This window comes from Burkholderia sp. EMB26, assembly GCF_024730645.1.
Taxonomy (GTDB): Bacteria; Pseudomonadota; Gammaproteobacteria; order Burkholderiales; family Burkholderiaceae; genus Burkholderia; species Burkholderia cenocepacia.
Map to the genome: position 1 here is coordinate 3,158,126 of NZ_CP078070.1, position 23,386 is coordinate 3,181,511.

22 protein-coding genes and 1 tRNA gene are annotated in these 23,386 nt (G+C 66.6%); 17 read left to right on the forward strand and 6 right to left on the reverse strand.

Translation table 11 applies throughout. From position 1 onward, the window contains the following. Positions 1-126: 126 nt before the first annotated feature. From KU887_RS14885 to hisC, 8 genes are all read left to right on the forward strand, one after another. The gene (locus KU887_RS14885; protein WP_006483151.1) at positions 127-1,950 is read left to right on the forward strand and encodes a tetratricopeptide repeat protein; all 1,824 of its coding nucleotides are present in this window, start codon (positions 127-129) and stop codon (positions 1,948-1,950) included. Continuing rightward, complete coding sequence (gene lolB, locus KU887_RS14890; protein WP_034201351.1) at positions 1,950-2,579, forward strand: lipoprotein insertase outer membrane protein LolB; 630 nt, start codon at positions 1,950-1,952, stop codon at positions 2,577-2,579. Before KU887_RS14885 ends, lolB begins: the two co-directional genes overlap by 1 nt. 27 nt (positions 2,580-2,606) lie before the next feature. Next, complete coding sequence (gene ispE, locus KU887_RS14895; protein WP_258250454.1) at positions 2,607-3,488, forward strand: 4-(cytidine 5'-diphospho)-2-C-methyl-D-erythritol kinase; 882 nt, start codon at positions 2,607-2,609, stop codon at positions 3,486-3,488. Between the two features lie 55 nt (positions 3,489-3,543). Further along, positions 3,544-3,620: transfer RNA gene (locus KU887_RS14900), tRNA-Gln, on the forward strand. A 44-nt stretch (positions 3,621-3,664) separates the two neighbouring features. Beyond that, positions 3,665-4,627: a ribose-phosphate pyrophosphokinase gene (locus KU887_RS14905; protein WP_006483739.1), complete on the forward strand. Its 963-nt coding sequence runs from the start codon at positions 3,665-3,667 to the stop codon at positions 4,625-4,627. Positions 4,628-4,788: 161 nt separating this feature from the next. Then, positions 4,789-5,394: a 50S ribosomal protein L25/general stress protein Ctc gene (locus tag KU887_RS14910; protein WP_006483734.1), complete on the forward strand. Its 606-nt coding sequence runs from the start codon at positions 4,789-4,791 to the stop codon at positions 5,392-5,394. A gap of 120 nt (positions 5,395-5,514) precedes the next feature. Next, positions 5,515-6,114, forward strand: a complete 600-nt coding sequence (gene pth / locus KU887_RS14915; RefSeq protein WP_034201350.1) for an aminoacyl-tRNA hydrolase — start codon at positions 5,515-5,517, stop codon at positions 6,112-6,114. 116 nt (positions 6,115-6,230) lie between these two features. Then, complete coding sequence (hisC, locus tag KU887_RS14920; RefSeq protein WP_258250455.1) at positions 6,231-7,298, forward strand: histidinol-phosphate transaminase; 1,068 nt, start codon at positions 6,231-6,233, stop codon at positions 7,296-7,298. 78 nt (positions 7,299-7,376) lie between these two features. Here the strand turns inward: hisC and KU887_RS14925 are convergent, their stop codons facing one another. From KU887_RS14925 to rsmD, 3 genes are all read right to left on the reverse strand, one after another. After that, the gene (locus tag KU887_RS14925; protein ID WP_043206196.1) at positions 7,377-7,643 is read right to left on the reverse strand and encodes a YfhL family 4Fe-4S dicluster ferredoxin; all 267 of its coding nucleotides are present in this window, start codon (positions 7,641-7,643) and stop codon (positions 7,377-7,379) included. 59 nt (positions 7,644-7,702) lie between these two features. Continuing rightward, the gene (coaD, locus tag KU887_RS14930; RefSeq protein WP_006477773.1) at positions 7,703-8,200 is read right to left on the reverse strand and encodes a pantetheine-phosphate adenylyltransferase; all 498 of its coding nucleotides are present in this window, start codon (positions 8,198-8,200) and stop codon (positions 7,703-7,705) included. 111 nt (positions 8,201-8,311) lie between these two features. Continuing rightward, a complete protein-coding gene (rsmD, locus tag KU887_RS14935; protein ID WP_006483748.1) occupies positions 8,312-8,926 on the reverse strand; it encodes a 16S rRNA (guanine(966)-N(2))-methyltransferase RsmD in 615 nt (204 codons plus the stop codon). A 216-nt stretch (positions 8,927-9,142) separates the two neighbouring features. On the opposite strand from rsmD, the gene ftsY reads away from it, so the two are divergent. After that, positions 9,143-10,303: a signal recognition particle-docking protein FtsY gene (gene ftsY / locus KU887_RS14940; protein WP_069353457.1), complete on the forward strand. Its 1,161-nt coding sequence runs from the start codon at positions 9,143-9,145 to the stop codon at positions 10,301-10,303. An 85-nt stretch (positions 10,304-10,388) separates the two neighbouring features. Here the strand turns inward: ftsY and maiA are convergent, their stop codons facing one another. Beyond that, positions 10,389-11,033, reverse strand: coding sequence for a maleylacetoacetate isomerase (gene maiA, locus KU887_RS14945; RefSeq protein WP_006499022.1), 645 nt, complete (start codon positions 11,031-11,033; stop codon positions 10,389-10,391). 179 nt (positions 11,034-11,212) lie between these two features. On the opposite strand from maiA, the gene ybiB reads away from it, so the two are divergent. Next, on the forward strand, positions 11,213-12,187 hold the full coding sequence (ybiB, locus tag KU887_RS14950) for a DNA-binding protein YbiB (RefSeq protein ID WP_006483732.1): 975 nt from the start codon (positions 11,213-11,215) through the stop codon (positions 12,185-12,187). A gap of 368 nt (positions 12,188-12,555) precedes the next feature. Further along, positions 12,556-14,202, forward strand: coding sequence for a 2-isopropylmalate synthase (leuA, locus tag KU887_RS14955; RefSeq protein WP_006499025.1), 1,647 nt, complete (start codon positions 12,556-12,558; stop codon positions 14,200-14,202). A 144-nt stretch (positions 14,203-14,346) separates the two neighbouring features. On the opposite strand, the gene KU887_RS14960 is transcribed toward leuA, so the two are convergent. Then, positions 14,347-14,730 carry a nuclear transport factor 2 family protein gene (locus KU887_RS14960; protein WP_006483747.1) on the reverse strand — a complete coding sequence of 128 codons (384 nt, stop codon included), beginning with the start codon at positions 14,728-14,730 and terminating at the stop codon, positions 14,347-14,349. Between the two features lie 45 nt (positions 14,731-14,775). After that, positions 14,776-15,345, reverse strand: a complete 570-nt coding sequence (pagL, locus tag KU887_RS14965; RefSeq protein WP_124675583.1) for a lipid A 3-O-deacylase PagL — start codon at positions 15,343-15,345, stop codon at positions 14,776-14,778. 359 nt (positions 15,346-15,704) lie between these two features. Between pagL and rpoH the strand changes: the two genes are divergently transcribed. The 6 genes from rpoH to KU887_RS14995 all read left to right on the forward strand — a co-directional run bounded on the left by rpoH (position 15,705) and on the right by KU887_RS14995 (position 23,253). After that, positions 15,705-16,640, forward strand: coding sequence for an RNA polymerase sigma factor RpoH (gene rpoH, locus KU887_RS14970; RefSeq protein WP_006483735.1), 936 nt, complete (start codon positions 15,705-15,707; stop codon positions 16,638-16,640). A gap of 360 nt (positions 16,641-17,000) precedes the next feature. Beyond that, positions 17,001-17,273 carry a cytochrome oxidase putative small subunit CydP gene (cydP, locus tag KU887_RS14975; protein ID WP_375167900.1) on the forward strand — a complete coding sequence of 91 codons (273 nt, stop codon included), beginning with the start codon at positions 17,001-17,003 and terminating at the stop codon, positions 17,271-17,273. Next, entirely contained in the window at positions 17,263-18,843 is a 1,581-nt protein-coding gene (locus tag KU887_RS14980; protein ID WP_006483728.1) for a cytochrome ubiquinol oxidase subunit I, read from the forward strand. The genes cydP and KU887_RS14980 overlap by 11 nt, the downstream gene beginning before the upstream one ends. Before the next feature lie 31 nt (positions 18,844-18,874). After that, on the forward strand, positions 18,875-20,011 hold the full coding sequence (cydB, locus tag KU887_RS14985; protein WP_006483746.1) for a cytochrome d ubiquinol oxidase subunit II: 1,137 nt from the start codon (positions 18,875-18,877) through the stop codon (positions 20,009-20,011). A 62-nt stretch (positions 20,012-20,073) separates the two neighbouring features. Then, positions 20,074-20,196 carry a cytochrome bd-I oxidase subunit CydX gene (cydX, locus tag KU887_RS14990; protein WP_006483737.1) on the forward strand — a complete coding sequence of 41 codons (123 nt, stop codon included), beginning with the start codon at positions 20,074-20,076 and terminating at the stop codon, positions 20,194-20,196. A 570-nt stretch (positions 20,197-20,766) separates the two neighbouring features. Next, positions 20,767-23,253, forward strand: a complete 2,487-nt coding sequence (locus tag KU887_RS14995; protein WP_034201344.1) for a family 20 glycosylhydrolase — start codon at positions 20,767-20,769, stop codon at positions 23,251-23,253. Positions 23,254-23,386: the final 133 nt, after the last annotated feature.

A 23,386-nucleotide genomic window follows, 5' to 3' on the forward strand; every position in this document is an offset into this window, starting at 1 on the left:
GCAGCACGCGAGGCGGGCGATTTCGGGCATTCGCATGTGGGTTCCACAGGTAAACGGACCCTATCACGATCGTGCGTGTATTGTAGCGAGCGCGTTACAATCGGTTGAAACATCGAACGGATTTCCATGACCCTGCCCTCGAAGCTGCTTCAGAAGCGCCCCGCCGCCGTGCGCGGCGCGCGCGCCTTCCCGGTCCGCCGTGCACTCGGTGCCGCGCTGTTTGCCGCCTGGACCCTCACCGCCTTTCCGGCCCACGCGCAGGATCCGGCCTCGGACGACGCGGAGCCGCAGGGTGCGTTCGAGCATGTGATGCCGGACGAGCAGAAAAATCTCCCCGCTGTGCCGCTGACGAGCCAGATCGTCTATCAGGTGCTCGCCGCCGAGGTCGCGCTTCAGCGCAACCAGCCGGCACCGGCCTACCAGACCTACCTCGCGCTGGCCCGCGACACGCGCGACCCGCGCATGGCGCAGCGCGCGACCGAAATCGCGCTCGGCGCGCAGAGCCCGGCCGACGCACTGTCCGCCGCGAATCTGTGGCGCCAGTACGCACCGGATTCGAACCGGGCATCGCAGGTCGACGCCGCGCTGCTGGTGCTCGCCGGCAAGCCGGCCGATGCGCAGCCGATGCTCGCGCGCGAGCTGGCCCGCGCGACCGGCGACACGCGCGGTCCGGCGATCCTCGCGCTGCAGGCGCTGCTGGTACGCGGCCCCGACCGCGTCGGCGGCCTCGCGGTGCTGAAGGACATGCTGAAGAACGACATGAATCGCCCCGAGGCGCAGCTCGCGATCGCGCGGCAGCAGCTCGCGGTCGACGACAAGGACGGCGCCGCGCAGTCGCTGAAGCAGGCGCTGCAGATCCGCCCCGACTACCTGCCGGCGGCGCTGATGCTGTCGCAGATGGGGCCGGCGGAACGCGCGGCGGGCATCGCGTCGTTCGAGAAATATGTTCAGCAGAATCCGAAGTCGCGTGACGCGCGGCTCGCACTGTCGCAGCTCTATCTCGCCGACGACCGCCTCGATGACGCGCAGAAGCAGTTCGAGACGATGCGCAAGCTCGACTCGAAGGATCCGACGCCGCTGATGGCGCTCGCGCTGATCAAGATCCAGCAGAAGAAACTCGACGAGGCGACCGGCTACCTGAAGCAGTACGTGCAGCTCGGCGACAAGCAGCCGAACCTCGACGTCGGCCAGGGCTACATCTACCTCGCGCAGATCGCGATCGACCAGAACAACGACGCGCAGGCGTCGCAATGGCTCGACAAGGTCGACCAGACGAGCCAGCACTACCTGCCCGCGCAGATCACGCGCGCACAGCTGCTGCAGAAACAGGGCAAGACCGACGAGGCGCGCAAGGTGCTCGACAACCTGCCGATCACGGATCCGCGCGACGCGGCCGTGGTGGCGCGCACCGATGCGTCGATCCTGTTCACCGCGAAGCGCTATCCGGAAGCGGAGGCGCGGCTCGGGCAGGCCGTCCAGGACTTCCCGGACGATCCCGACCTGCGCTACGACTACGCGATGGCGGCCGAAAAGACCGGCCACTACGCGACGATGGAAAAGCAGTTGCGCGAACTGATCCGCACGCAGCCCGACAACCCGCAGGCCTACAACGCGCTCGGCTATTCGCTCGCCGATCGCAACCAGCGCCTGCCCGAGGCCAGCAAGCTGATCGACAAGGCGATGGCGCTCGCGCCGAACGACGCGTACATCATGGACAGCCTCGGCTGGGTGAAGTACCGGATGGGCGACACGGCCGGCGCGACGAAGGTGCTGCAACGCGCGTACGAATTGCAGCCGAACGCCGAAATCGGCGCGCATCTCGGCGAAGTGCTGTGGAAGAGCGGCGCGCAGGACGACGCGCGCAACGCGTGGCGCGCCGCGCAGAAGCTCGAGCCCGACAACGAAACGCTCGTGCAGACGCTGAAACGCCTGCAGATCAACGGCCTCTGATGCGGATGTTCCCGATGTTTTCCCTGTCCTTCCGCACGCAGCGCACGCAGCGCACGCTGGCCGCGGCCGGCGCGGCGCTCGCGCTCGCCGGCTGCGCGAGCACGCCGCCGCCGGCCGGCACGTCGACGCGCGCCGCACTGCAGACGGCCGCGACGCATGCGTACCATGGCCGCTTCGCGGTGCGGTACGACGATCGGCTCGGCAACCCGCAGAACGTGTACGGCAACTTCGACTGGCAGGAGCACGGCGACGACGTGTCGCTCGAGCTGCGCAGCCCGCTCGGCCAGACGCTCGCGGTCGTGAAATCGACGCCGCGCGCGGCATCACTCGAATTGCCGAACCGTCCGACCCAATATGCGCCCGACGTCGGCGACCTGATGCAGAAAACGCTCGGCTTCGAGCTGCCGCTCGCGGGCCTGCGCTACTGGCTGCTGCCGACCGTTGCCCCCGCGACGCCGGCGGAAACCGTGCGCGACCCGGCCGACGGCACGCGCGTCAAGCAGATCCGTCAGGACGGCTGGACGATCGACTACCTTGCCTACGCGGATGCCCCGGCCACGGGCGTCAAACGCGTCAACCTCGTGCGCGCGACGCCGCCGCTCGACATCAAGCTCGTGCTCGATCAGTGAGCACGCGCGCCTAGCCCCGATACCCGCATGACCGATTCGACCCGCTCGCTGCGCAACTGCCTTGCGCCCGCGAAACTCAACCTGTTCCTGCACATCACCGGCCGTCGTCCGAACGGCTATCACGATCTGCAGAGCGTATTCCAGCTGCTGAACTGGGGCGACACGCTGCACTTCACGCGGCGCGACGACGGCCGCGTCGCACGCGTCACCGACGTGCCCGGCGTGCCCGAGGAAAGCGACCTCGTCGTGCGCGCGGCCAACCTGCTGAAAACGCATACGGGCACCGCGCACGGCGTCGACATCGAGATCGACAAGATCCTGCCGATGGGCGCCGGCCTCGGCGGCGGCAGCTCCGACGCGGCGACGACGCTGCTCGCGCTGAACCGCCTGTGGCAACTCGATTTGCCGCGCGCCGAACTTCAATCGCTCGCGGTCAAACTCGGCGCCGACGTGCCGTTTTTTATTTTTGGAAAAAATGCGTTCGCAGAGGGTATCGGAGAAGAATTAGCTGAGGTACAATTGCCGACTCGCTGGTTCTTGGTTGTGACGCCACGCGTTCATGTCCCGACCGCTGAAATATTTTCAGATGAGTTGTTGACAAGAGATACGAAGCCCGTCACAATTGCTGACTTTCTTGCACAGCAAACCAGCGATGCGGGATGGCCGGATAGCTTCGGCCGGAACGATATGCAGGAAGTTGTAACAAGGAAGTACGCGGAAGTTGCGCAGGTGGTCAAATGGTTGTATGATGTGACCCCCGCGAGGATGACCGGCTCCGGAGCAAGCGTGTTTGCAGCGTTTCACAGCAAGCACGAGGCAGAAGCGGCGAAAGCCAAACTGCCCGCCAGTTGGAATGGCGCAGTTGCCGAGAGTCTGAACGAGCATCCGCTCTTCACTTTCGCGTCATGAAGTTTTACTTTGCCGAACGGCCTACACGAGTTCGGTGAAGTTATCAGTTAAGTGTAGGGGAGTCGCCAAGTTGGTCAAGGCACCGGATTTTGATTCCGGCATGCGAGGGTTCGAGTCCTTCCTCCCCTGCCAAAAATTTTCCCGCATTTCCCGCCCAAGCCTGAAGCAGGTGCACGATGAGCAGCCACAGCCATGATGGCCTGATGGTCTTTACTGGCAACGCGAATCCCGCGCTCGCCCAGGAAGTCGTCAATATCCTTGGTATCCCCCTCGGCAAAGCAATGGTCAGCCGTTTCTCCGACGGCGAGATCCAGGTCGAGATCCAGGAAAACGTGCGCGGCAAGGACGTCTTCGTCCTGCAATCCACGTGCGCACCGACGAACGACAACCTGATGGAACTGATGATCATGGTCGATGCGCTCAAGCGCGCATCCGCTGGCCGGATCACTGCTGCCATCCCCTACTTCGGCTATGCCCGTCAGGATCGCCGCCCGCGTTCGGCGCGCGTCGCGATCTCGGCGAAGGTCATCGCGAACATGCTGGAAATCGCCGGCGTCGAGCGGATCATCACGATGGATCTGCACGCCGACCAGATTCAAGGCTTCTTCGACATCCCGGTCGACAACATCTACGCCACGCCGATCCTGCTGGGCGACCTGCGCAAGCAGAACTACTCGGATCTGCTCGTCGTGTCGCCGGACGTCGGCGGCGTCGTGCGTGCCCGTGCACTCGCGAAGCAGCTCAACTGCGATCTCGCGATCATCGACAAGCGTCGTCCGAAGGCGAACGTCGCCGAAGTGATGAACATCATCGGTGAAGTCGAAGGCCGCACCTGCGTGATCATGGACGACATGGTCGATACGGCCGGCACGCTGTGCAAGGCCGCGCAAGTGCTGAAGGACCGCGGTGCGAAGCAGGTGTTCGCGTACGCGACGCATCCGGTGCTGTCCGGCGGCGCCGCCGATCGCATCGCCGCGTCGGCACTCGACGAGCTGGTCGTCACCGATACGATTCCGCTGTCGGCCGAATCGCTGGCCTGCTCGAAGATCCGCTCGCTGACGAGCGCGAGCCTGCTGGCCGAAACGTTCTCGCGGATTCGCCGCGGCGATTCGGTGATGTCGCTGTTCGCGGAATCCTGATCGCGAATCGACTGAACAAAGCATGCGCAGAAAGCGAAGCGGCGACGCTTCGCTTTTTGCACAATCGGACGGGATAGACGAAACCCCGGCCGTTTCATCGGGGGCCGCCAGTTGATGGCCCCGTTTTACTGCCTGGTCGCGGGCAGCCATTGGAGAATCACATGAAAGTCGTCGCTTTCGAGCGCCAACAGCAAGGTACGGGTGCGAGCCGCCGCCTGCGCAACGCCGGTAAGACCACGGGTATCGTTTACGGTGGCGAAGCAGCCCCGCAAAAGATCGAACTCGATCACAACGCCCTGTGGCACGCCCTGAAGAAGGAAGCTTTCCACTCGTCGATCCTCGACCTCGAAGTGGCCGGCCAGTCGCAACAGGTTCTGCTGCGCGACGTGCAATACCACCCGTTCAAGCAACTGGTGCTGCACGTGGACTTCCAGCGCGTCGACGCGAAGAAGAAGCTGCACACGAAGGTGCCGCTGCACTTCCTGAACGCTGAAGTCAGCCCGGCCGTGAAGCTGTCGAGCGCGATCGTTTCGCACGTCGCGACGGAAATCGAAGTCGAGTGCCTGCCGGCTGCCCTGCCGGAGTTCCTCGAAGTCGACCTGTCGAAGATCGAAGCCGGTCAGTCGCTGCACGCGAAGGACATCGCACTGCCGAAGGGCGTGACGCTGGTCGCGCACGTCGACGCGGAAAACCCGGTTGTCGCCTCGGCGACGGTCCCGGCTGGCGCCGTGTCGGACGCAGCAGAAGGCGAAACGCCGGCTGCCTAAGCGGCTGCGTACGCGCCCCCTCGATCCGTTTCACGAAACGGTCGACGCAACCCGCCGCGGCTTGCCCGGCGGGTTTTTCTTTTTCTGCGCCCAGGCGGCCGTTGCCGCCTTCGAAACGTCATGATCAAACTGATCGTCGGCCTCGGCAATCCCGGGGCGGAATACACCGCGACGCGCCACAACGCCGGCTTCTGGCTGATCGACCAGCTCGCCCGCGAAGCCGGCACGACGCTGCGCGACGAACGCCGCTTCCACGGCTTCTATGCGAAAGCGCGCCTGCATGGCGAGGAAGTCCATCTGCTCGAGCCGCAGACCTACATGAACCGCTCCGGCCAGTCGGTCGTCGCGCTCGCGCAATTCTTCAAGATCCTGCCCGACCAGATCCTCGTCGCGCACGACGAGCTCGACCTGCCGCCCGGCACCGTGAAGCTGAAGCTCGGTGGCGGCAGCGGCGGCCACAACGGCCTCAAGGACATCACCGCGCACCTGTCGTCGCAGCAATACTGGCGGCTGCGGATCGGCATCGGCCATCCGCGCGACCTGATTCCGGAAAGCGCGCGCGCCGGCGCGAAGCCCGACGTCGCGAACTTCGTGCTGAAGCCGCCGCGCCGCGAGGAGCAGGACGTGATCGACGCATCGATCGAACGCGCGCTCGCCGTGATGCCGATGGTCATCAAGGGCGAACTCGACCGCGCGACGATGCAGCTGCATCGCAACTGACGCCCGTCGCACCCGCCTGGTGCATCGGCCGTCCGGCGCAACCGGGCGGCCTCGTCCGCCCCACCGCGACGCGCACATGCGGTAATCTTGACGTTTTGCCCGACAGGAGCCAAGCGGTGAGCCGTTACTGGAGCGACGTCGTTCAGCAACTCGTGCCTTACGTGCCGGGCGAACAGCCCGCGCTTGCGCACCCCGTCAAGCTGAACACCAACGAGAATCCCTATCCGCCGTCGCCGCGCGTCGTCGCGGCGATCGCCCGCGAACTCGGCGGCACCGGCGACACGCTGCGCCGCTATCCGGACCCGGTCGCGCGCGCGCTGCGCGAGACGGTCGCGGCCCATCACCGCATCAAGCCCGAACAGGTGTTCGTCGGCAACGGCTCCGACGAGGTGCTCGCGCACACGTTCCAGGGGCTGCTCAAGCACGACCGGCCGCTGCGCTTCCCCGACATCACGTACAGCTTCTATCCGACCTACGCGCGCCTGTACGGCGTCGAGACCACGGTCGTGCCGCTCGCGGACGATTTCTCGATCCGTGTCGACGACTATCTCGACGACGCCGGCGGCGTGCTGTTTCCGAACCCGAATGCACCGACCGGGCGCGCGCTGCCGCTCGCGGACGTCGAGCGGATCGCGGCCGCGAATCCGTCGTCGGTCGTCGTGATCGACGAAGCGTACGTCGATTTCGGCGCGCAGTCGGCCATTACGCTGATCGATCGCCATCCGAATCTGCTCGTCGTGCATACGACGTCGAAGGCGCGCTCGCTCGCGGGCATGCGCGTCGGCTTCGCGTTCGGCGATGCGGCGCTGATCGACGCGTTGAACCGCGTAAAGGACAGCTTCAACTCGTATCCGCTCGACCGGCTCGCGCAGGTCGCCGCGCAGGCCGCGTACGAAGACACCGACTATTTCAACGCCACCTGCCGGCGCGTGATCGACAGCCGGGCGCGGCTCACGCAGGCGCTCGACGCACTCGGCTTCGAGATCGTGCCGTCGGCCGCGAATTTCGTGTTCGCGCGCCATCCCGCGCACGATGCGGGCGCGATCGCGGCGAAGCTGAAGGAACGGGAAATTTTCGTGCGGCACTTCCGGCTGCCGCGGATCGACCAGCATCTGCGCATCACCGTCGGCACCGATGCCGAATGCGACGCGCTCGTCGCGGCGTTGCGCGAGCTGCTGGCCTGATACGGAAGAACCGGCGCCGAATGGCGCCGGGCTGAAAGCGCGACGCGCGCGCCACACAAAGCGCGCGTCAGCGCCGGATCACGACGCGTCGCCACCCTTCACGGCGATCAGCGCGTGGTACTTCTCCATCAATTGCGCATGCGATTCGTCATGCTGCGGATCGCGCGGAATGCATTCGACCGGACACACCTGCTGGCACTGCGGTTCGTCGAAATGGCCGACGCACTCGGTGCACTTGTTCGGGTCGATCACGTAGATGTCCGGGCCCATCGAAATCGCGCCGTTCGGGCACTCGGGCTCGCACACGTCGCAATTGATGCACTCGTCGGTAATCATCAAAGCCATACTGATCTCACTTCTTCAGGCCGGCGGCCGGCTTCGCAACGAAACCGGCCGGCGCCGCATCACGCGGCAGGGCCTCCCATCGCGGTGACCTTCTCGGTCAGCCATTTCTCGACGGACGGAAACACGAATTTGCTGACATCGCCGCCCAATTGCGCGATTTCGCGCACGATCGTCCCCGAGATGAACTGGTACTGGTCGGACGGCGTCATGAACATCGTCTCGACGTCGGGCAGCAGATAGCGGTTCATCCCCGCCATCTGGAACTCATATTCGAAATCGGACACCGCGCGCAGCCCGCGCACGATCACGCGCGCATTGTTCACGCGGACGAAATCCTTCAGGAGGCCGGTGAAACTCATCACCTTCACGTTCGGGTAATGGCCGAGCACCTCGTTCGCAATCGTCAGACGTTCCTCGAGCGAGAAAAACGGCTTTTTCGCGCGGCTGTCGGCAACGCCCACCACCAGCGTATCAAAAATGCTCGACGCACGCCGCACGAGGTCTTCGTGCCCGCGCGTCAGCGGATCGAACGTACCGGGATACACGGCGACTACCATGTCGCTCCTCCTGTCATCACGCAAACGGGATGGCAGCCGTGCGATGCACGCGCCGCTGCCGAGATGGGCATGCGTCGCCTTTGCGGCGCGCCGCCTCGTATGGAACGCGCATTATTCATCATTTTCGCGCCGCAGCAAATGATAGTGAACCGCACCGGCCTTGCCGTGCTTCACCACCTGCCAGCCTGCGAGCGCGTCGTGCGCGGCCGGATCGAGTTCCGCCCCCGTTTCGACGTACAACGCGCCACCCGCCGCGACGAGCGGCGCCGACAGCGCGATCGCACGCTCGAGCGCGGCCAGGTCGTCGAACGGCGGATCGAGGAACACGACGTCGAACGCGCCCGGCGTCAGGCCGGCCGCGAGCCGCAGCGCATCGGCTTCGGCGATCTCGACCGAACGGGCGCCGAGCTTGTCCTTGATCGCCCGCAACTGCTGCGCGGCGCGCGGATGACGCTCGACCATCACGACGCTCGCCGCGCCGCGCGACGCGGCCTCGAAGCCGAGCGCGCCGGTGCCCGCGAACAGGTCGAGGCAGCGCCGGCCTTCGAGATCCTGGCCGAGCCAGTTGAACAGTGTCTCGCGCACGCGATCGGGGGTCGGACGCAAGCCGTCGAGATCGAGCACCGCGAGCGGCGTGCGTTTCCAGTCGCCGCCGATGATGCGGATCGTGTGCGGCTTGCCGCGGCCGGGAGAGGCCGCGGGGCGGCCGGAAGAGGAACGGGACATACGGGATATCGACAACGGAGGGACCGGGCGCGCGCAGGGGCGCGCCGCCAAACAGGCGCACGTTACCACAGCGGCGACGCGCACTGACGCGAGCGCCACGCCGCACTGATAAAATGCACGGTTTCGGCCGCCGTGCGCCGCGCCCGCGCGAACGCAGAACGGCCCGTCCGGCGCCCCGCTCCCGGCGGCGGCCCGCCCTCTTCCCGACGTCAGACCATGTTCAGTTTCTTCAAACGATTCAAGAAAACGCAGGAGCCCGATCCGGCGGAATCGCAATCGGCCGACGCGCAGCAAGCGGACGAAGCGTCCGACGCCGACGCGCCCGTGCTCGACGCGCCGCCCGCGGCCAGCGTGCCGCCGGCGCCCGCGCAACCGGCTGCGCCGGCCGTCGTGATGACCGTCACGCCGACCAACGACGGCCGCGACGAAGTCGTCGAGACGGTCGAGATCGTGCCGCCGCCGCTGCAGGACGCGTCCGCGAAGAAGTCGTGGCTCGCGCGCCTGAAGACGGGGCTCGCGAAGACGGGCTCGAGCATCACCGGCGTCTTCGTCAACACGAAGATCGACGAGGATCTGTACGAGGAGCTCGAAACCGCGCTGCTGATGTCCGACGCGGGCGTCGACGCGACCGAATACCTGCTCGACGCGCTGCGCGAGAAGGTGCGCGCGGGCCGGCTCACCGATCCGCAGCAGGTGAAGGCTGCGCTGCACGACCTGCTCGTCGAGCTGCTGACGCCGCTCGAGAAATCGCTGATGCTCGGCCGGGCGCAGCCGCTCGTGATGATGATCACCGGCGTGAACGGCGCAGGCAAGACGACCAGCATCGGCAAGCTCGCGAAGCACCTGCAGAGCTTCGACCAGTCGGTGCTGCTGGCTGCCGGCGACACGTTCCGCGCGGCCGCGCGCGAACAGCTGGCGGTCTGGGGCGAGCGCAACAACGTGACGGTCGTGCAGCAGGAGAGCGGCGATCCGGCCGCGGTGATCTTCGACGCGGTCAGCGCCGCGCGCGCGCGCAAGATCGACGTGATGATGGCCGACACGGCCGGCCGCCTGCCGACGCAGCTGCATCTGATGGAGGAGCTGAAGAAGGTGAAGCGCGTGATCGCGAAGGCGCACGACGGCGCGCCGCACGAAGTGCTGCTGGTGATCGACGCGAACACCGGCCAGAACGCGCTCACGCAGGTGAAGGCCTTCGACGACGCGCTGGGCCTGACCGGCCTGATCGTCACGAAGCTCGACGGCACCGCGAAGGGCGGGATTCTCGCCGCGATCGCGCGGCAACGGCCGGTGCCCGTCTACTTCATCGGCGTCGGCGAGAAGGTCGAGGACCTGCAGCCGTTCAGCGCGGTGGAATTCGCGGACGCGCTGCTCGGCTGAACGCCGCCGGCCTGCATCGCACGGGGCGCCTTCGGGCGCCCTTTTTCATGCGCGCCCGATCATGCTCGCCACGGGCGCGCCGCGCTCATTCCGCGTCGGGCTGCGCGCCCGGCTCGGCGGCCTTGAACGCGTCGATCGTCGCCGCATGGTCGACGATCCGCTGGATCGTCGGGAAGCGCGTCGTGTCGATCGAGAAGCGGTTCGCGTTGAACACCTGCGGCACGAGGCACACGTCGGCGAGCGTCGGCGTGTCGCCGAAGCACAGCTTGCCGGTGCGCGGGTCGTTCGCGAGACGCGCCTCGAGCGTTTCGAAGCCCGCCTCGATCCAGTGCCGGTACCACGCGTTCTTTGCGTCCTCGGGCACCTTCAGCGTGTGCTTCAGGTACTTGAGCACGCGCAGGTTGTTGAGCGGGTGGATTTCGCACGCGATCTGCAGCGCGACCGCGCGCACGTACGCACGATCGACCGGCTGCTTCGGCAGGAGCGCGGGCTCGGGATGGGTTTCGTCGAGATATTCGATGATCGCGAGCGACTGCTGCAGCGTCGCGTCGCCATCGATCAGCGTCGGCACGACCGCATCCGGATTCAGCGCGCGGTACGCGTCCTTCAGTTGCTCGCCGCCATCGCGCAGCATGTGCACGGGCGCATAGTCGAACGGCAACTGCTTGAGGTTCAGGGCGATCCGCACGCGGTACGACGCGGAACTGCGGAAATAGCTGTAGAGCTTCATGGGATGTCTCTCGTAGTCGTATTCGGTCGGCAGCGGCACGGGCGCGGCGCAGCCGGTGCGCGCGCCGCCGGGAACCAGAGTGTAGCGCGGCACGATGCGCGCCCGCGCCCGTGCGATACTCGGGACATTCCTCACCGCTCACCGCGCGGCCCGATGCCGGCCGCCCGCCCCACGTTCCGATGACCGCTTCCCACGATCCCGCCGCCGCTCCGTTCCCTTGCGCCCGCTTCATCAAGGAAATCGGCCGCGGCCCGCACGGCGCGCGCGCCCTGTCCGCCGAGGACACGTTCACGCTCTATCGCGCGATGCTCGATGCGCGCGTGTCGGACGTCGAACTCGGCGCGATCCTGATCGCCTATCGGCTGAAGGGCGAATCCGCCGACGAACTGGCCGCGATGCTCGCCGCCGCGCAGGCGTCGTTCGAGCCGGTGCACGTGCAGGACGCCGCGTTCCGCCCGGTGTCGATTCCGAGCTACAACGGCGCGCGCAAGCAACCGAACCTCGTGCCGCTGCTCGCGCTGCTGCTCGCGCGCGAAGGCGTGCCGGTGCTCGTGCATGGGGTCGAGCAGGATCCGGGCCGCGTGACGAGCGCCGAGATCTTCTCGGCGCTGTCGCTCCCGCCGTCGACGTCGCACGATGCGATCGAGGACACGCTCGCCGAACGCCGCGTCGCGTTCGCGCCGATCGACGTGCTGGCGCCGCGCATCGCGCACCTGCTGTCGATGCGCAGCGTGCTCGGCGTGCGCAACTCGACGCATACGCTCGTGAAGATCCTGCAGCCGTTCGCGCCGGCCGGCCTGCGGCTCGTCAACTACACGCACCCGCCGTACCGTGACAGCCTCGCGCAGCTGTTCCGCGATCATCCGGACGCCGCGCTCGGCGGCGCGCTGCTCGCGCGCGGCACCGAAGGCGAAGCGGTGGCCGACACGCGGCGCCAGGTGCAGGTCGACTGGCTGCATGACGGCGTGTGCGACACGCTGATCGAGGCCGAGCGTTCGTCGACCGACGCACCGCCCGTCGCGCTGCCCGAGTCGCGCGATGCGGCGACCACGGCCGCGTGGACGGACGCCGTGCTGCGCGGCGAGGTGCCGGTGCCCGACACCGTGGCGCGCCAGGTCGCGACGATCGTGCAGGTCGCCCGCATCGCGCGCTGACGACCTGCCCCTTTATCCCGACATTTGACACGCGAGCGCATCCTGGCATAGAGTGGCCGTCATGCGTTCCTTTCCGAACACCCTCCGAATTACCTCCGGCCGCCTAGCGCGGCCGCTATCGCTACGACTAGCCTAAGGCTGTCGTAGCGCCGTGTGCTGTTCGCACGGTCCTCCCAGCAGTTTCTCGCAGTACCCCTCTCGCAGTTTTTACAACCCGAAGTCGTCAGCCTTCGTCCGTCTATCCGTCGGCCGATTCGCGAAGATCATCCGCATCCGCGGCGCCATCGTGCGCCGGGATGCGAGGCAGCGCCAACCGTCGCCCATGCCGCCCCGTCTTCGCTCGCGACTTGAGACCCGAGGTCCAGAAGATGATGCGCAATCCGCAAGACAAGTACCGTCCGTTCGAGCCCGTTCGCCTCAATGGCCGCCGCTGGCCGGCCCGCACCATCGAGCGTGCGCCCGTGTGGATGAGCACCGACCTGCGCGACGGCAACCAGTCGCTGATCGAGCCGATGAGCATCGAGCAGAAGCTCGAGTTCTTCGAAATGCTGGTCGCCATCGGGTTCAAGGAGATCGAAGTCGGTTTTCCGTCGGCGTCGCAAACCGACTTCGATTTCGTCCGCAAGCTGATCGACGACAAGCGGATTCCCGACGACGTGACGATCGAGGTGCTCGTGCAGTCGCGCGAAGACCTGATCGCCCGTACGTTCGATGCGCTCGAAGGCGTGCCGCGCGCGATCGTGCACCTGTACAACGCGGTCTGCCCGTCGTTCCGCCGCATCGTGTTCGGCATGTCGAAGAACGACGTGAAGGCGCTCGCGATCGACGGCACGCGCATCATCAAGGCACACGCGGCCGCGCGCCCGGAGACGCACTGGACCTTCCAGTACTCGCCGGAAACCTTCAGCATGACCGAGCTGACGTTCGCGCGCGAGATCTGCGACGCGGTCGCGCAGACGTGGCGCCCGACCCGCGACCACAAGATGATCGTCAACCTGCCGGCCACCGTCGAGGCCGCAACCCCGAACGTGTTCGCCGACCAGATCGAATGGATGGACCGCAACCTCGCGTATCGCGACAGCATCGTGCTGTCCGTGCATCCGCACAACGATCGCGGCACCGCGGTCGCGGCGGCCGAACTCGCGCTGCTCGCGGGCGCCGACCGCATCGAAGGCTGCCTGTTCGGCAACGGCGAGCGCACCGGCAACGTCGATCTCGTCACGCTCGCGCTGAACCTCTACACGCAAGGCATCGACCCGGGCCTCGACTTCTCCGACATCGACGCCGTGCGCCGCGTCGTCGAACGCTGCAACCAGATTCCCGTGCATCCGCGCCATCCGTACGCGGGCGACCTCGTGTTCACCGCGTTTTCCGGCTCGCACCAGGACGCGATCCGCAAGGGCTTCGCGCAGCAGCGCCCCGATGCGATCTGGGAAGTGCCGTACCTGCCGATCGACCCGGCGGATCTCGGCCGCAGCTACGACGCGGTGATCCGCGTGAACAGCCAATCCGGCAAGGGCGGCGCGACCTTCCTGCTCGAACGCGGGATGGGCTTCACGCCGACGCGCCGCGTCCAGATCGAGTTCAGCCATGCGGTGCAGACGCTCGCCGACGCATCGGGCGAGGAAGTGACGGGCGACACGATCTGCGCGCTGTTCGCGCGCGAATTCTTCGAGACGGACGGCCCGGCCGCGCGCCACGGCATCGGCGCGCGCTGGCAAAACCGCGAGATCGCGCTGGCGCCCGCCGCCGACGCGACGCCCGACGACGCCGTGCGACGTTTCGCCGCGGCATTCGCGAGCGCCGCCGGCGCCACGATCGACATCGCGTCGTGCGAATCCACGCGCACGGCGGACGGCCGGGTCGCGGTATCGGTCGGCTGCCGGGTCGGCGACGCGCCGCTGCGGCACGGTGTCGGCGTGCACGCCGATGCGGCGAGTGCGGCGCTCGATGCGGTCGTCAGCGCGATCAACCGCTCGGCATGGCACTGCGCGGATCGCCGCGCGGCGGCCTGAACGCGGGGCTTCGATGCAGGGTTGAAACGTCAGCGAGCGGGGCGTGACCGCCCGTGCGCCGCGCGATCCGCGCCGCACGCGGCAACAAAAAGCGGCTCAGAAGGCCGCTTCGGTCGGGGCATGAAAAAGGCGCGTTACCCGCGCTCACGCCTCGGTCGCGCACCGCGTCGCCTGCCACGCGAACAGGCTCCAGCGACCGTGGTCGTGCGTGTGGACGGACGTATAGGCAATCGGGAACACGAGGCCGCCGTTGTTGGTTTCCATCTCGATCAACGCGCGCCCCGTGACGACGCAGGTCTCGTCGCCGACCGGCAGCACGTCCTGCGACTGGATTTCGATCTGGCGATAGCGGCGGCGGCCGGCGACGATGGCGTCGATGAACTGCTGCTTGGTTTCGCGTTTGCCGTTGGTATGGACGAAAAACACCTTGTCCGACAACAGCGCGTCGAGCGCCTCGCCGTCGCCGTCCACCATCGCCCGGAACCGGTCGCGCTCGAGCGCGCGGATCGCATCGACCACCTTCGCCATCGCCTGACTCCTCGGCAACGCGCCCGCCTTGCACGGGCGTACGGATCAGAAGTTGTACTGCAGGTAGAACTGGTGGAAATTTATACCAGGATTCGGCTCTTTGATACCCGCGTTAGACACATGTTCAAAACGGTAGCCGACCTGATACTGTTGCCGTTGGCCGAACTGCACGCCCACGCCGCCCGTCGGCGCGAACTGGAACGCGGTCGACAGCGAGAAATTGTCCGAGATCGTCGGGTGCGTCAGGAGCCGGACGCCGCCGCCCGCCTCGATGAACGGGCGAATCTGCCCGCTGCTCTTGATGAAGCGGAACATCGGCGTCACGCCGAACTCGCCGATGCTGCTGTGGACGTTGCCGCCCGTGTGCCAGTAGCCGGCGTGCCCTTCGACGACGAACGCGAAGTGCCAGCCGCCGATTTCCCACCAGTTCCAGCCCGGATCCCACACCACGCCGATATCGGCCTTGTCGACCCCGTGACGATCCGAAAACCCGCCGCCCGCCTGGATCCCCCAGCGATCCGCGAAAGCCGCACCCGATCCGCCCAGAAGAGACGCTGCCAGCATCGCATGCAGCACCAGCCGGCTGCGGGGCCGGCGATTCTTCTTATTGTTCATCTGACACTCCAACTTTGTGGGTTGAATGGAGCCTGCCGCAACGGCCGGGCCCGAGCGAACTGAATGGTATGGTAAAGGACTTTTCGGATCGGCATCACGAAACGAAATGGCTTCCTTCCAAAACGACAAAAATCGAAATCGTCTACTGATTCCCATCAGAAACAACGGCTTACGGAACTTCGTGGCGCCACCCTGGTCGCAGAATAGACTATCGGCTCGACTGGTTCGATAGAAAAATGGGAACTCCGATGCCCCCGCCCGCTCTAAGGAATTAGCACTCACCTTGCGGGAGTGCTAAGATGATCCACGGAATCTCATTCGAGACCGGGGGTTTGTCCCTGATTCCAAAGGAGTTTTTAGTGAGCAACGCCCTGACCCTCCCGAACACCCTGAGCCCGACGCCGGCCAAGGCCGAATCGGCAGGCTCGCTGGCGCTCGCAGCCCAATCGATGTTGCCCGGCCAGCTCGGCAACATCGACGCGTACATCCAGGCCGTCAACCGCATCCCGCTGCTGACCGCCGAGGAGGAACGCCGCTACGCAACCGAATTCCGCGACGACAACAACCTCGACGCGGCGCGCCGCCTCGTGCTGTCGCACCTGCGTCTCGTCGTGTCGATCGCGCGCAACTATCTCGGCTACGGCCTGCCGCACGGCGACCTGATCCAGGAAGGCAACATCGGCCTGATGAAAGCCGTGAAGCGATTCGACCCGGCGCAAAACGTGCGCCTGGTGTCGTATGCGATTCACTGGATCAAGGCCGAGATCCACGAGTACATCCTGCGCAACTGGCGCATGGTGAAGGTCGCGACGACGAAGGCGCAGCGCAAGCTGTTCTTCAACCTGCGCAGCCACAAGAAGAGCATGCAGGCGATGACGCCCGAGGAAATCGACGGCCTCGCGCAGGAGCTCAACGTCAAGCGCGAGGAAGTCACCGAGATGGAAACGCGCCTGTCGGGCGGCGACATCGCGCTCGAAGGCCAGGTGGAAGACGGCGAGGAGTCGTACGCGCCGATCGCCTACCTGGCCGACTCGCACAACGAGCCGACCGCCGTGCTCGCCGCGCGTCAGCGCGACATGCTGCAGACGGACGGCATCGCGCAGGCGCTCGACGCGCTCGATGCACGCAGCCGCCGCATCATCGAGGCGCGCTGGCTGCACGTCGACGACGACGGCTCGGGCGGCTCGACGCTGCACGATCTCGCCGCCGAGTTCGGCGTGTCGGCGGAACGCATCCGCCAGATCGAAGCGAGCGCGATGAAAAAGATGCGCACGGCGCTCGCCGAATACGCGTAAATCGCGGCAATTTAGAGCGCTTCGTCGAAAACCGCTGCCTGACCGGCAGCGGTTTTTTTTCGTCCGTTTTTCCGCTGCTTTTCACCCGCTTTTCAACGCGTTTCACACGCCGTTTCTACGCCGATTAATTGACCTGATTCATCGGATATTGCGTCATTTGCACCGCCCTTCCGCATAACCTTGATCCACCTCAATTTTTACCCCACGCTTCGCGACGGTCTGCCGCAGCGCAGCACTCGGCAGCGGAAAGCCGTCCTTTTAAAATTGGCATGTCAGGCGCAAAAGGATTAAAACAGCTTCACGGCCGTCACCAATCCGACGTAAAGTCGCCCCCAATCCGATCTCAATCGATTCAGGATAATCGCCTTGATCTCGATCAATAAAGAGCCTTCGCGGCCGGCCGGCACGATCGGCTGGCGCGCGCGCATCGCCGCGTGGGCACGCGGCCCCACCCTCGCCCGCGACATCGCGCTGGTGCTGATCGTCAAGCTGATCCTCCTGACGTCGCTCAAATACGCATTCTTCAATCATCCGCAGGCCGAGCACATGTCGTTGCCGCCTGCCGCCGTGGCCGAGAAGCTGCTCTCGGTGCCGGCGCCTGCATCTACCGAGGGAGACCACCATGATAAGTAGCGAAGTCGTCGATCTGTCACGTCTGCAGTTCGGCATCACGGCGCTCTACCACTTCCTGTTCGTGCCGCTGACGCTCGGCCTGTCCTGGCTGCTCGTCATCATGGAAGCCGTCTACGTGATGACCGGCAAACAGGTCTACAAGGACATGACCCAGTTCTGGGGCAAGCTGTTCGGGATCAACTTCGCGATGGGCGTGACGACCGGCATCACGCTCGAATTCCAGTTCGGCACGAACTGGTCGTACTACTCGCACTACGTCGGCGACATCTTCGGCGTGCCGCTCGCGGTCGAAGGCTTGATGGCGTTCTTCCTCGAATCCACGTTCGTCGGCCTGTTCTTCTTCGGCTGGAACCGCCTGTCGAAGGTCAAGCACCTGGTCGTCACGTTCCTCGTCGCGCTGGGCTCGAACCTGTCCGCGCTGTGGATCCTCGTCGCGAACGGCTGGATGAACAACCCGGTCGGCGCCGAGTTCAACTACCAGACGATGCGCATGGAGCTGACGAGCCTGTTCGACGTGCTGTTCAACCCGGTCGCGCAGGTGAAGTTCGTGCACACCGTGTCGGCCGGTTACGTGACGGCCGCGATGTTCGTGCTCGGCATTTCGTCGTGGTACCTGCTGAAAAAGCGCGACGTCGACTTCGCGCTGCGCTCGTTCGCGGTCGCGGCCGGCTTCGGCCTCGCGGCCACGCTGTGCGTGATCGTGCTCGGCGACGAATCGGGCTACACGACCGGAGAAGTGCAGAAGATGAAGCTCGCCGCGATCGAATCGGAATGGGAAACCCAGCCGGCGCCGGCATCGTTCACGCTGATCGGCATCCCGAACCAGAAGGAAGAACGTACCGACTACGCGATCAAGATCCCGTACGCGCTCGGCCTGATCGCGACGCGCTCGATCGACGAGCCGGTGATCGGCCTGCGCGAGCTCGCGAAGCACAGCGAGGAACACATCCAGAGCGGGATGGTCGCGTACGGCGCCTTGCAGAAGATCAAGGAAGGCGACACGAGCGACGCGACCCGCGCGCTGTTCGACCAGCACAAGCAGTATCTCGGCTACGGACTGATGCTCAAGCAGTTCACGCCGAACGTGGTCGATGCGACGCCCGAGCAGATCAAGGCCGCGGCGAAGAAGACGATCCCGCCGGTCGCGCCCGTATTCTTCTCGTTCCGGATCATGGTGTTCCTCGGCTTCCTGTTCCTCGCGACCTTCGTCGCCGCGTTCTGGTTCTGCGCGCGCCGGCAGCTGCTGCAGGACAACCGCCGCTGGTTCCTGCGCTATGCGGTGTGGGCGATCCCGCTGCCGTGGCTCGCCGCGGAATTCGGCTGGGTCGTCGCCGAGCTCGGCCGCCAGCCGTGGACGATCGCGGGCATCCTGCCGACGCATCTGTCCGCGTCCAGCCTGACGTCGACGGACCTGTACCTGAGCCTCGCCGGTTTCATCGCGTTCTACACGGTACTGTTCATCATCGAGATCAAGCTGATGTTCAAGTACGCGCGCCTCGGCCCGTCGTCGCTGCATACCGGCCGCTATCACCACGAACTCGCCGCCGCCGGCGAGCGGGCCGCGGTCTGAGCACGCCCTCGCAACCGAACAAGGAATCGCTATGGACTATGCAACTCTCAAGCTGATCTGGTGGCTGCTCGTCGGCGTGCTGCTGATCGGCTTCGCCGTCACCGACGGCTTCGACATGGGCGCGACCGCGCTGCTGCCGTTTCTCGGCAAGACCGACGAGGAGCGCCGCATCATCGTCAACACGGTCGGCGCGACGTGGGAAGGCAACCAGGTGTGGCTGATCACGGCCGGCGGTGCGATGTTCGCCGCGTGGCCGCTCGTCTACGCAGCGTCGTTCTCGGGCTTCTACTTCGCGATGCTGCTCGTGCTGTTCGCGCTGTTCTTCCGGCCGGTGGGCTTCGACTACCGCAGCAAGCGGCCCGACCCGCGCTGGCGCGCGGGCTGGGACTGGGGCCTGTTCGTCGGCGGCTTCGTGCCGGCGCTGGTGTTCGGCGTCGCGTTCGGCAACCTGCTGCAGGGCGTGCCGTTCAAGTTCGACAGCGACCTGCGCGTGACCTACTACGGCGGCTTCTGGGCGCTGCTGAACCCGTTCGCGCTGCTGTGCGGGCTCGTCAGCCTCACGATGCTCGTCGCGCACGGCGCCGCGTTCATCAAGATGAAGACCGACGGCGTGATCGCGCGCCGTGCGTCGATCGCGCTGCGCGTCGCGTCGTTCCTCGCGGTCGTGCTGTTCGTGCTGGCCGGCGTGCTCGTCGCTTCGTATATCGGCGGCTTCCACATCACCCACGCCGCGCCGACCGACACCGTCGCGAACCCGCTGCTCAAGGACGTCGCCGCCGGTTCGGGCCTCTGGCTCGCGAACTACGGCGAGTATCCGTGGATGATCGCGGCGCCCGTCGTCGGGATCGCGGGCGGCGTGCTCGCGCTGCTGCTCGCCGGCTCGAAGCAGGAGAAGACGGCGTTCTTCTGCACGGGCCTGATGATCGTCGGCGTGATCCTGACCGCCGGCTTCTCGATGTTCCCGTTCATCATGCCGTCGTCGCTCGACCCGCGCAGCAGCCTGACCGTGTGGGATTCGACGTCGAGCCACATGACGCTGCAGGTGATGCTGTTCGCGGTGATCGTGTTCCTGCCGATCATCCTGCTCTACACGAGCTGGGTGTATCGCGTGATGCGCGGCAAGGTCACGCACCAGACGCTCGAAGAGAACAAGCACTCGATGTATTGACGCACTGAACCGGGCCGGAGCGCGCAGGCGCCCTCGCCCACCGTTTCGCAAGGAGTCGGATCATGTGGTATTTCAGCTGGATTCTCGGTATCGGCGTCGCGCTGTCGTTCGGCATCGTCAACGCGATGTGGCTCGAAGCGCGGCAGAAGCCGCAGGAAGCGCCGGTGCGTGCGCGCCGCGACTGACGCAGTGACGCACCGCGCGCGATACGCGCGGCCGCCGTCCGACAACGGAAAGAACCTCGCTTCGCGCGAGGTTTTTTTTCGTCACGGCCGCGCCGGCGAGACGTCGCACGGCGATGCCAATTTAGCGCCAGATTGATACCACTTGAATACCAATAAAAGGTTTCATAAGATCGTTGGACACGGCCGCTGACAGGCCGATTCCTTCTGGGTGGGGGAGACATGCGAATCCCGTGTGTGGCGTGCGCGTGCGCGCCGTGTCGATGTCCGCGTGCCACGGCGCGTGCCGTCGTCGCGCTCGTGCGCGGCCAACCGTGCGCCGTCGATTGCGGCCGTCTCGCCGCTGCAGCGAACGCCGCGAGCCGCCGATGATTCCGCGCACGCCGCCGCGCCGCGCCGACCGGCACGCATGCCCGCCTCCCGTTCCGTAACGCACGCGCCCGCGTGCCGAATGCGCGCGGCGCAGCCGCATCGCTCCGCGTGCTGGTATCTCCCGCAGCTCCACTGAAAGACCCGATCGCAGCGACGTCGCGTCACGGCGCCGCTACGCCCCCTTTTTCTCAGGAGTTCGAATTGAAGCGTACCTTGCCCTCCCTCATTGCCGGCCTGCTGATCGCCGTGCTGTCGCCGGCGGCGATCTCCGCGGCGCCGGCGTCGGCCGCCGCTGGCGCGAACGCCGGCACCGCGCAAGCGGCCGCCGCCCAGGCGGCCAGCCTCGCGATGCTGCTGTCGAACGGCCTCGCGTTGCGCGTGGCCGTCGACAACAACCACGCGGCCGCGGCCGGCGTACCGTGCGCCGATCTCGGCGCCGACGGCGCCGCCTGCGCGACCGGCCGCCTGATCCTGCAGAACCGCGGCCATGCGGCGATCGCCGACGGCGGCTGGAAGCTCTACCTGCACAGCATCCGCCGCCTGCTGCGGATCGACCGGCCGGGCTTCGCGCTGCGGCGGCTCACCGGCGACCTGTACGAGCTGACGCCGCAGCCGGGCTCGGTGCGGCTCGCGCCCGGCGAGCGCATCGAGCTGCCGTTCGTCGCCGAATACTGGCTGCTGCGTTACAGCGACGTGATTCCGCGTCCGTACGTCGTCGTCGACGGCGCGCCGCCGGCCGTGCTGCGCTACGACGACACCGACAACGAGCTGCGCTACGTCGAATCGCTGCCGGCCGACGCGCAGAACAACTCGACCGGCAACGCGCCGCCCGTGGCCGCGCGGCCCGATCCCGGTCGCGCGCTGCCGAGCGTGAAGCGCGAGCTGCCGCTGCCCGGCACGCTCGAGCTGCGCGGCGTCGAACTCGCGCTGCCGGACCTGCCGGACGCGCAGGTCGCGGCGCTGCGCGAGCGCGCGACGACCCTCGGACTCGACGGCGCACGCGTGCCGGTACGCGGCTTCGTCGCGCCGCGCCGGCTGCCGGCCGACCTCGCGACACCGGGTGGCTACCGGCTCGCGATCGGGCCGCGCGGCGTGCTGATCGAAGGCTACGATCGCGCGGGCCTCTACTACGGCGTGCAGACGCTCTACTCGCTCGCGCCGGCCGGCGGCGGCCCGATCCCGGCGATGCTCGTCGAGGATGCGCCGCGCTTCACGCATCGCGGGATGCACGTCGACCTCGCGCGCAACTTCAAGCAGCCGGCGACGCTGCGCCGCCTGATCGACCAGATGAGCGCGTACAAGCTCAACCGCCTGCACCTGCATCTGTCCGACGACGAAGGCTGGCGCATCGAGATTCCCGGCCTGCCCGAGCTGACCGAGATCGGGGGACGCCGCTGCCACGACCCGAGCGAGACGCGCTGCCTGCTGCCGCAACTTGGCTCCGGGCCGGACAATCGCTCGGGCGGCGGCTACCTGACGCGCGACGACTACGTGGCGCTCGTGCGCTACGCGGCCGCGCGCTTCGTTCAGATCATTCCCGAGATCGACATGCCCGCGCATGCGCGGGCGGCCGTCGTGACGATGGAGGCGCGCTACCGGCGGCTGCATGCGGCGGGTCGCGAGCAGGAAGCGAACGCATACCGGCTGCTCGACCCGCAGGACACGACGAACCTGACGACGGTGCAGTTCTACGACCGGCGCAGCGACCTGAACCCGTGCGTGCCGGGCGCGCTCAACTTCGCGTCGAAGGTGATCCGCGAGATCGCGGCGATGCACGCGGACGCGCAGGCGCCGCTGCAGACCTGGCACTACGGCGGCGACGAAGCGAAGAACATCTTCCTCGGCGGCGGCTTCCAGCCGCTGAACGGCACCGACCCGAACAAGGGGCGCATCGATCTGGCCGCGCAGGACAAGCCGTGGGCGCGTTCGCCCGCTTGCACGGCGCTGCTCCAGCGCGGCGAGATCAAGTCGATCGACGAGCTGCCGACGCGTTTCGCGAAACAGGTGAGCGCGGCGGTCAACGCGAACGGGATCGGCACGATGGCCGCGTGGCAGGACGGCATCAAGCATGCGAACGGGCCGCAGGATTTCAGCACGCGCCACGTGATGGTGTCGCTGTGGGACACGATCTTCTGGGGCGCGTCGGACAGCGCGCGCGACCTGAGCGGCAAGGGCTACCAGACGGTGCTCGCGCTGCCCGACTACCTGTACTTCGACTTCCCGTACACGCTCAATCCGCGCGAGCGCGGCTACTACTGGGGCTCGCACGCGACCGACGAGTACAAGGTGTTCTCGCTCGCGCCGGAGAACCTGCCGCAGAACGCCGAAGTGATGGGCGACCGCGACGGCAACCCGTTCGAGGTGACGGGCACGGGCCCCGCGCCGCGCATCGAAGGCATGCAGGGCCAGGCGTGGGGCGAGGTGATGCGCAACGACACCTTTCTCGAATACATGACCTATCCGCGACTGCTCGCGCTCGCCGAGCGCGCATGGCACCGGGCCGACTGGGAGCTGCCGTATGCGGCCGGCGTGCGCTTCAAGCGCGGCGACACGCATCACGTCGACATCGCCGCGCTGCAGCGCGACTGGGCCGGCTTCGCGACGCTGCTCACGCAACGCGAATTGCCGAAGCTCGACCGCGCCGGCGTCGGCTACCGGAAGCCGACCTTCACGCTGACGAATCCGTGATCGGCTGACCGGCCAGGCAGTCGAGCGACAAGCGATGCGGCGCAACGCATCGCGTATCGCGCACCGCCGTCTCCAAAGCAAAAACGGCTTGCGACATCGTCGTCGCAAGCCGTTTTCTTTTGGCCTCTCTTGA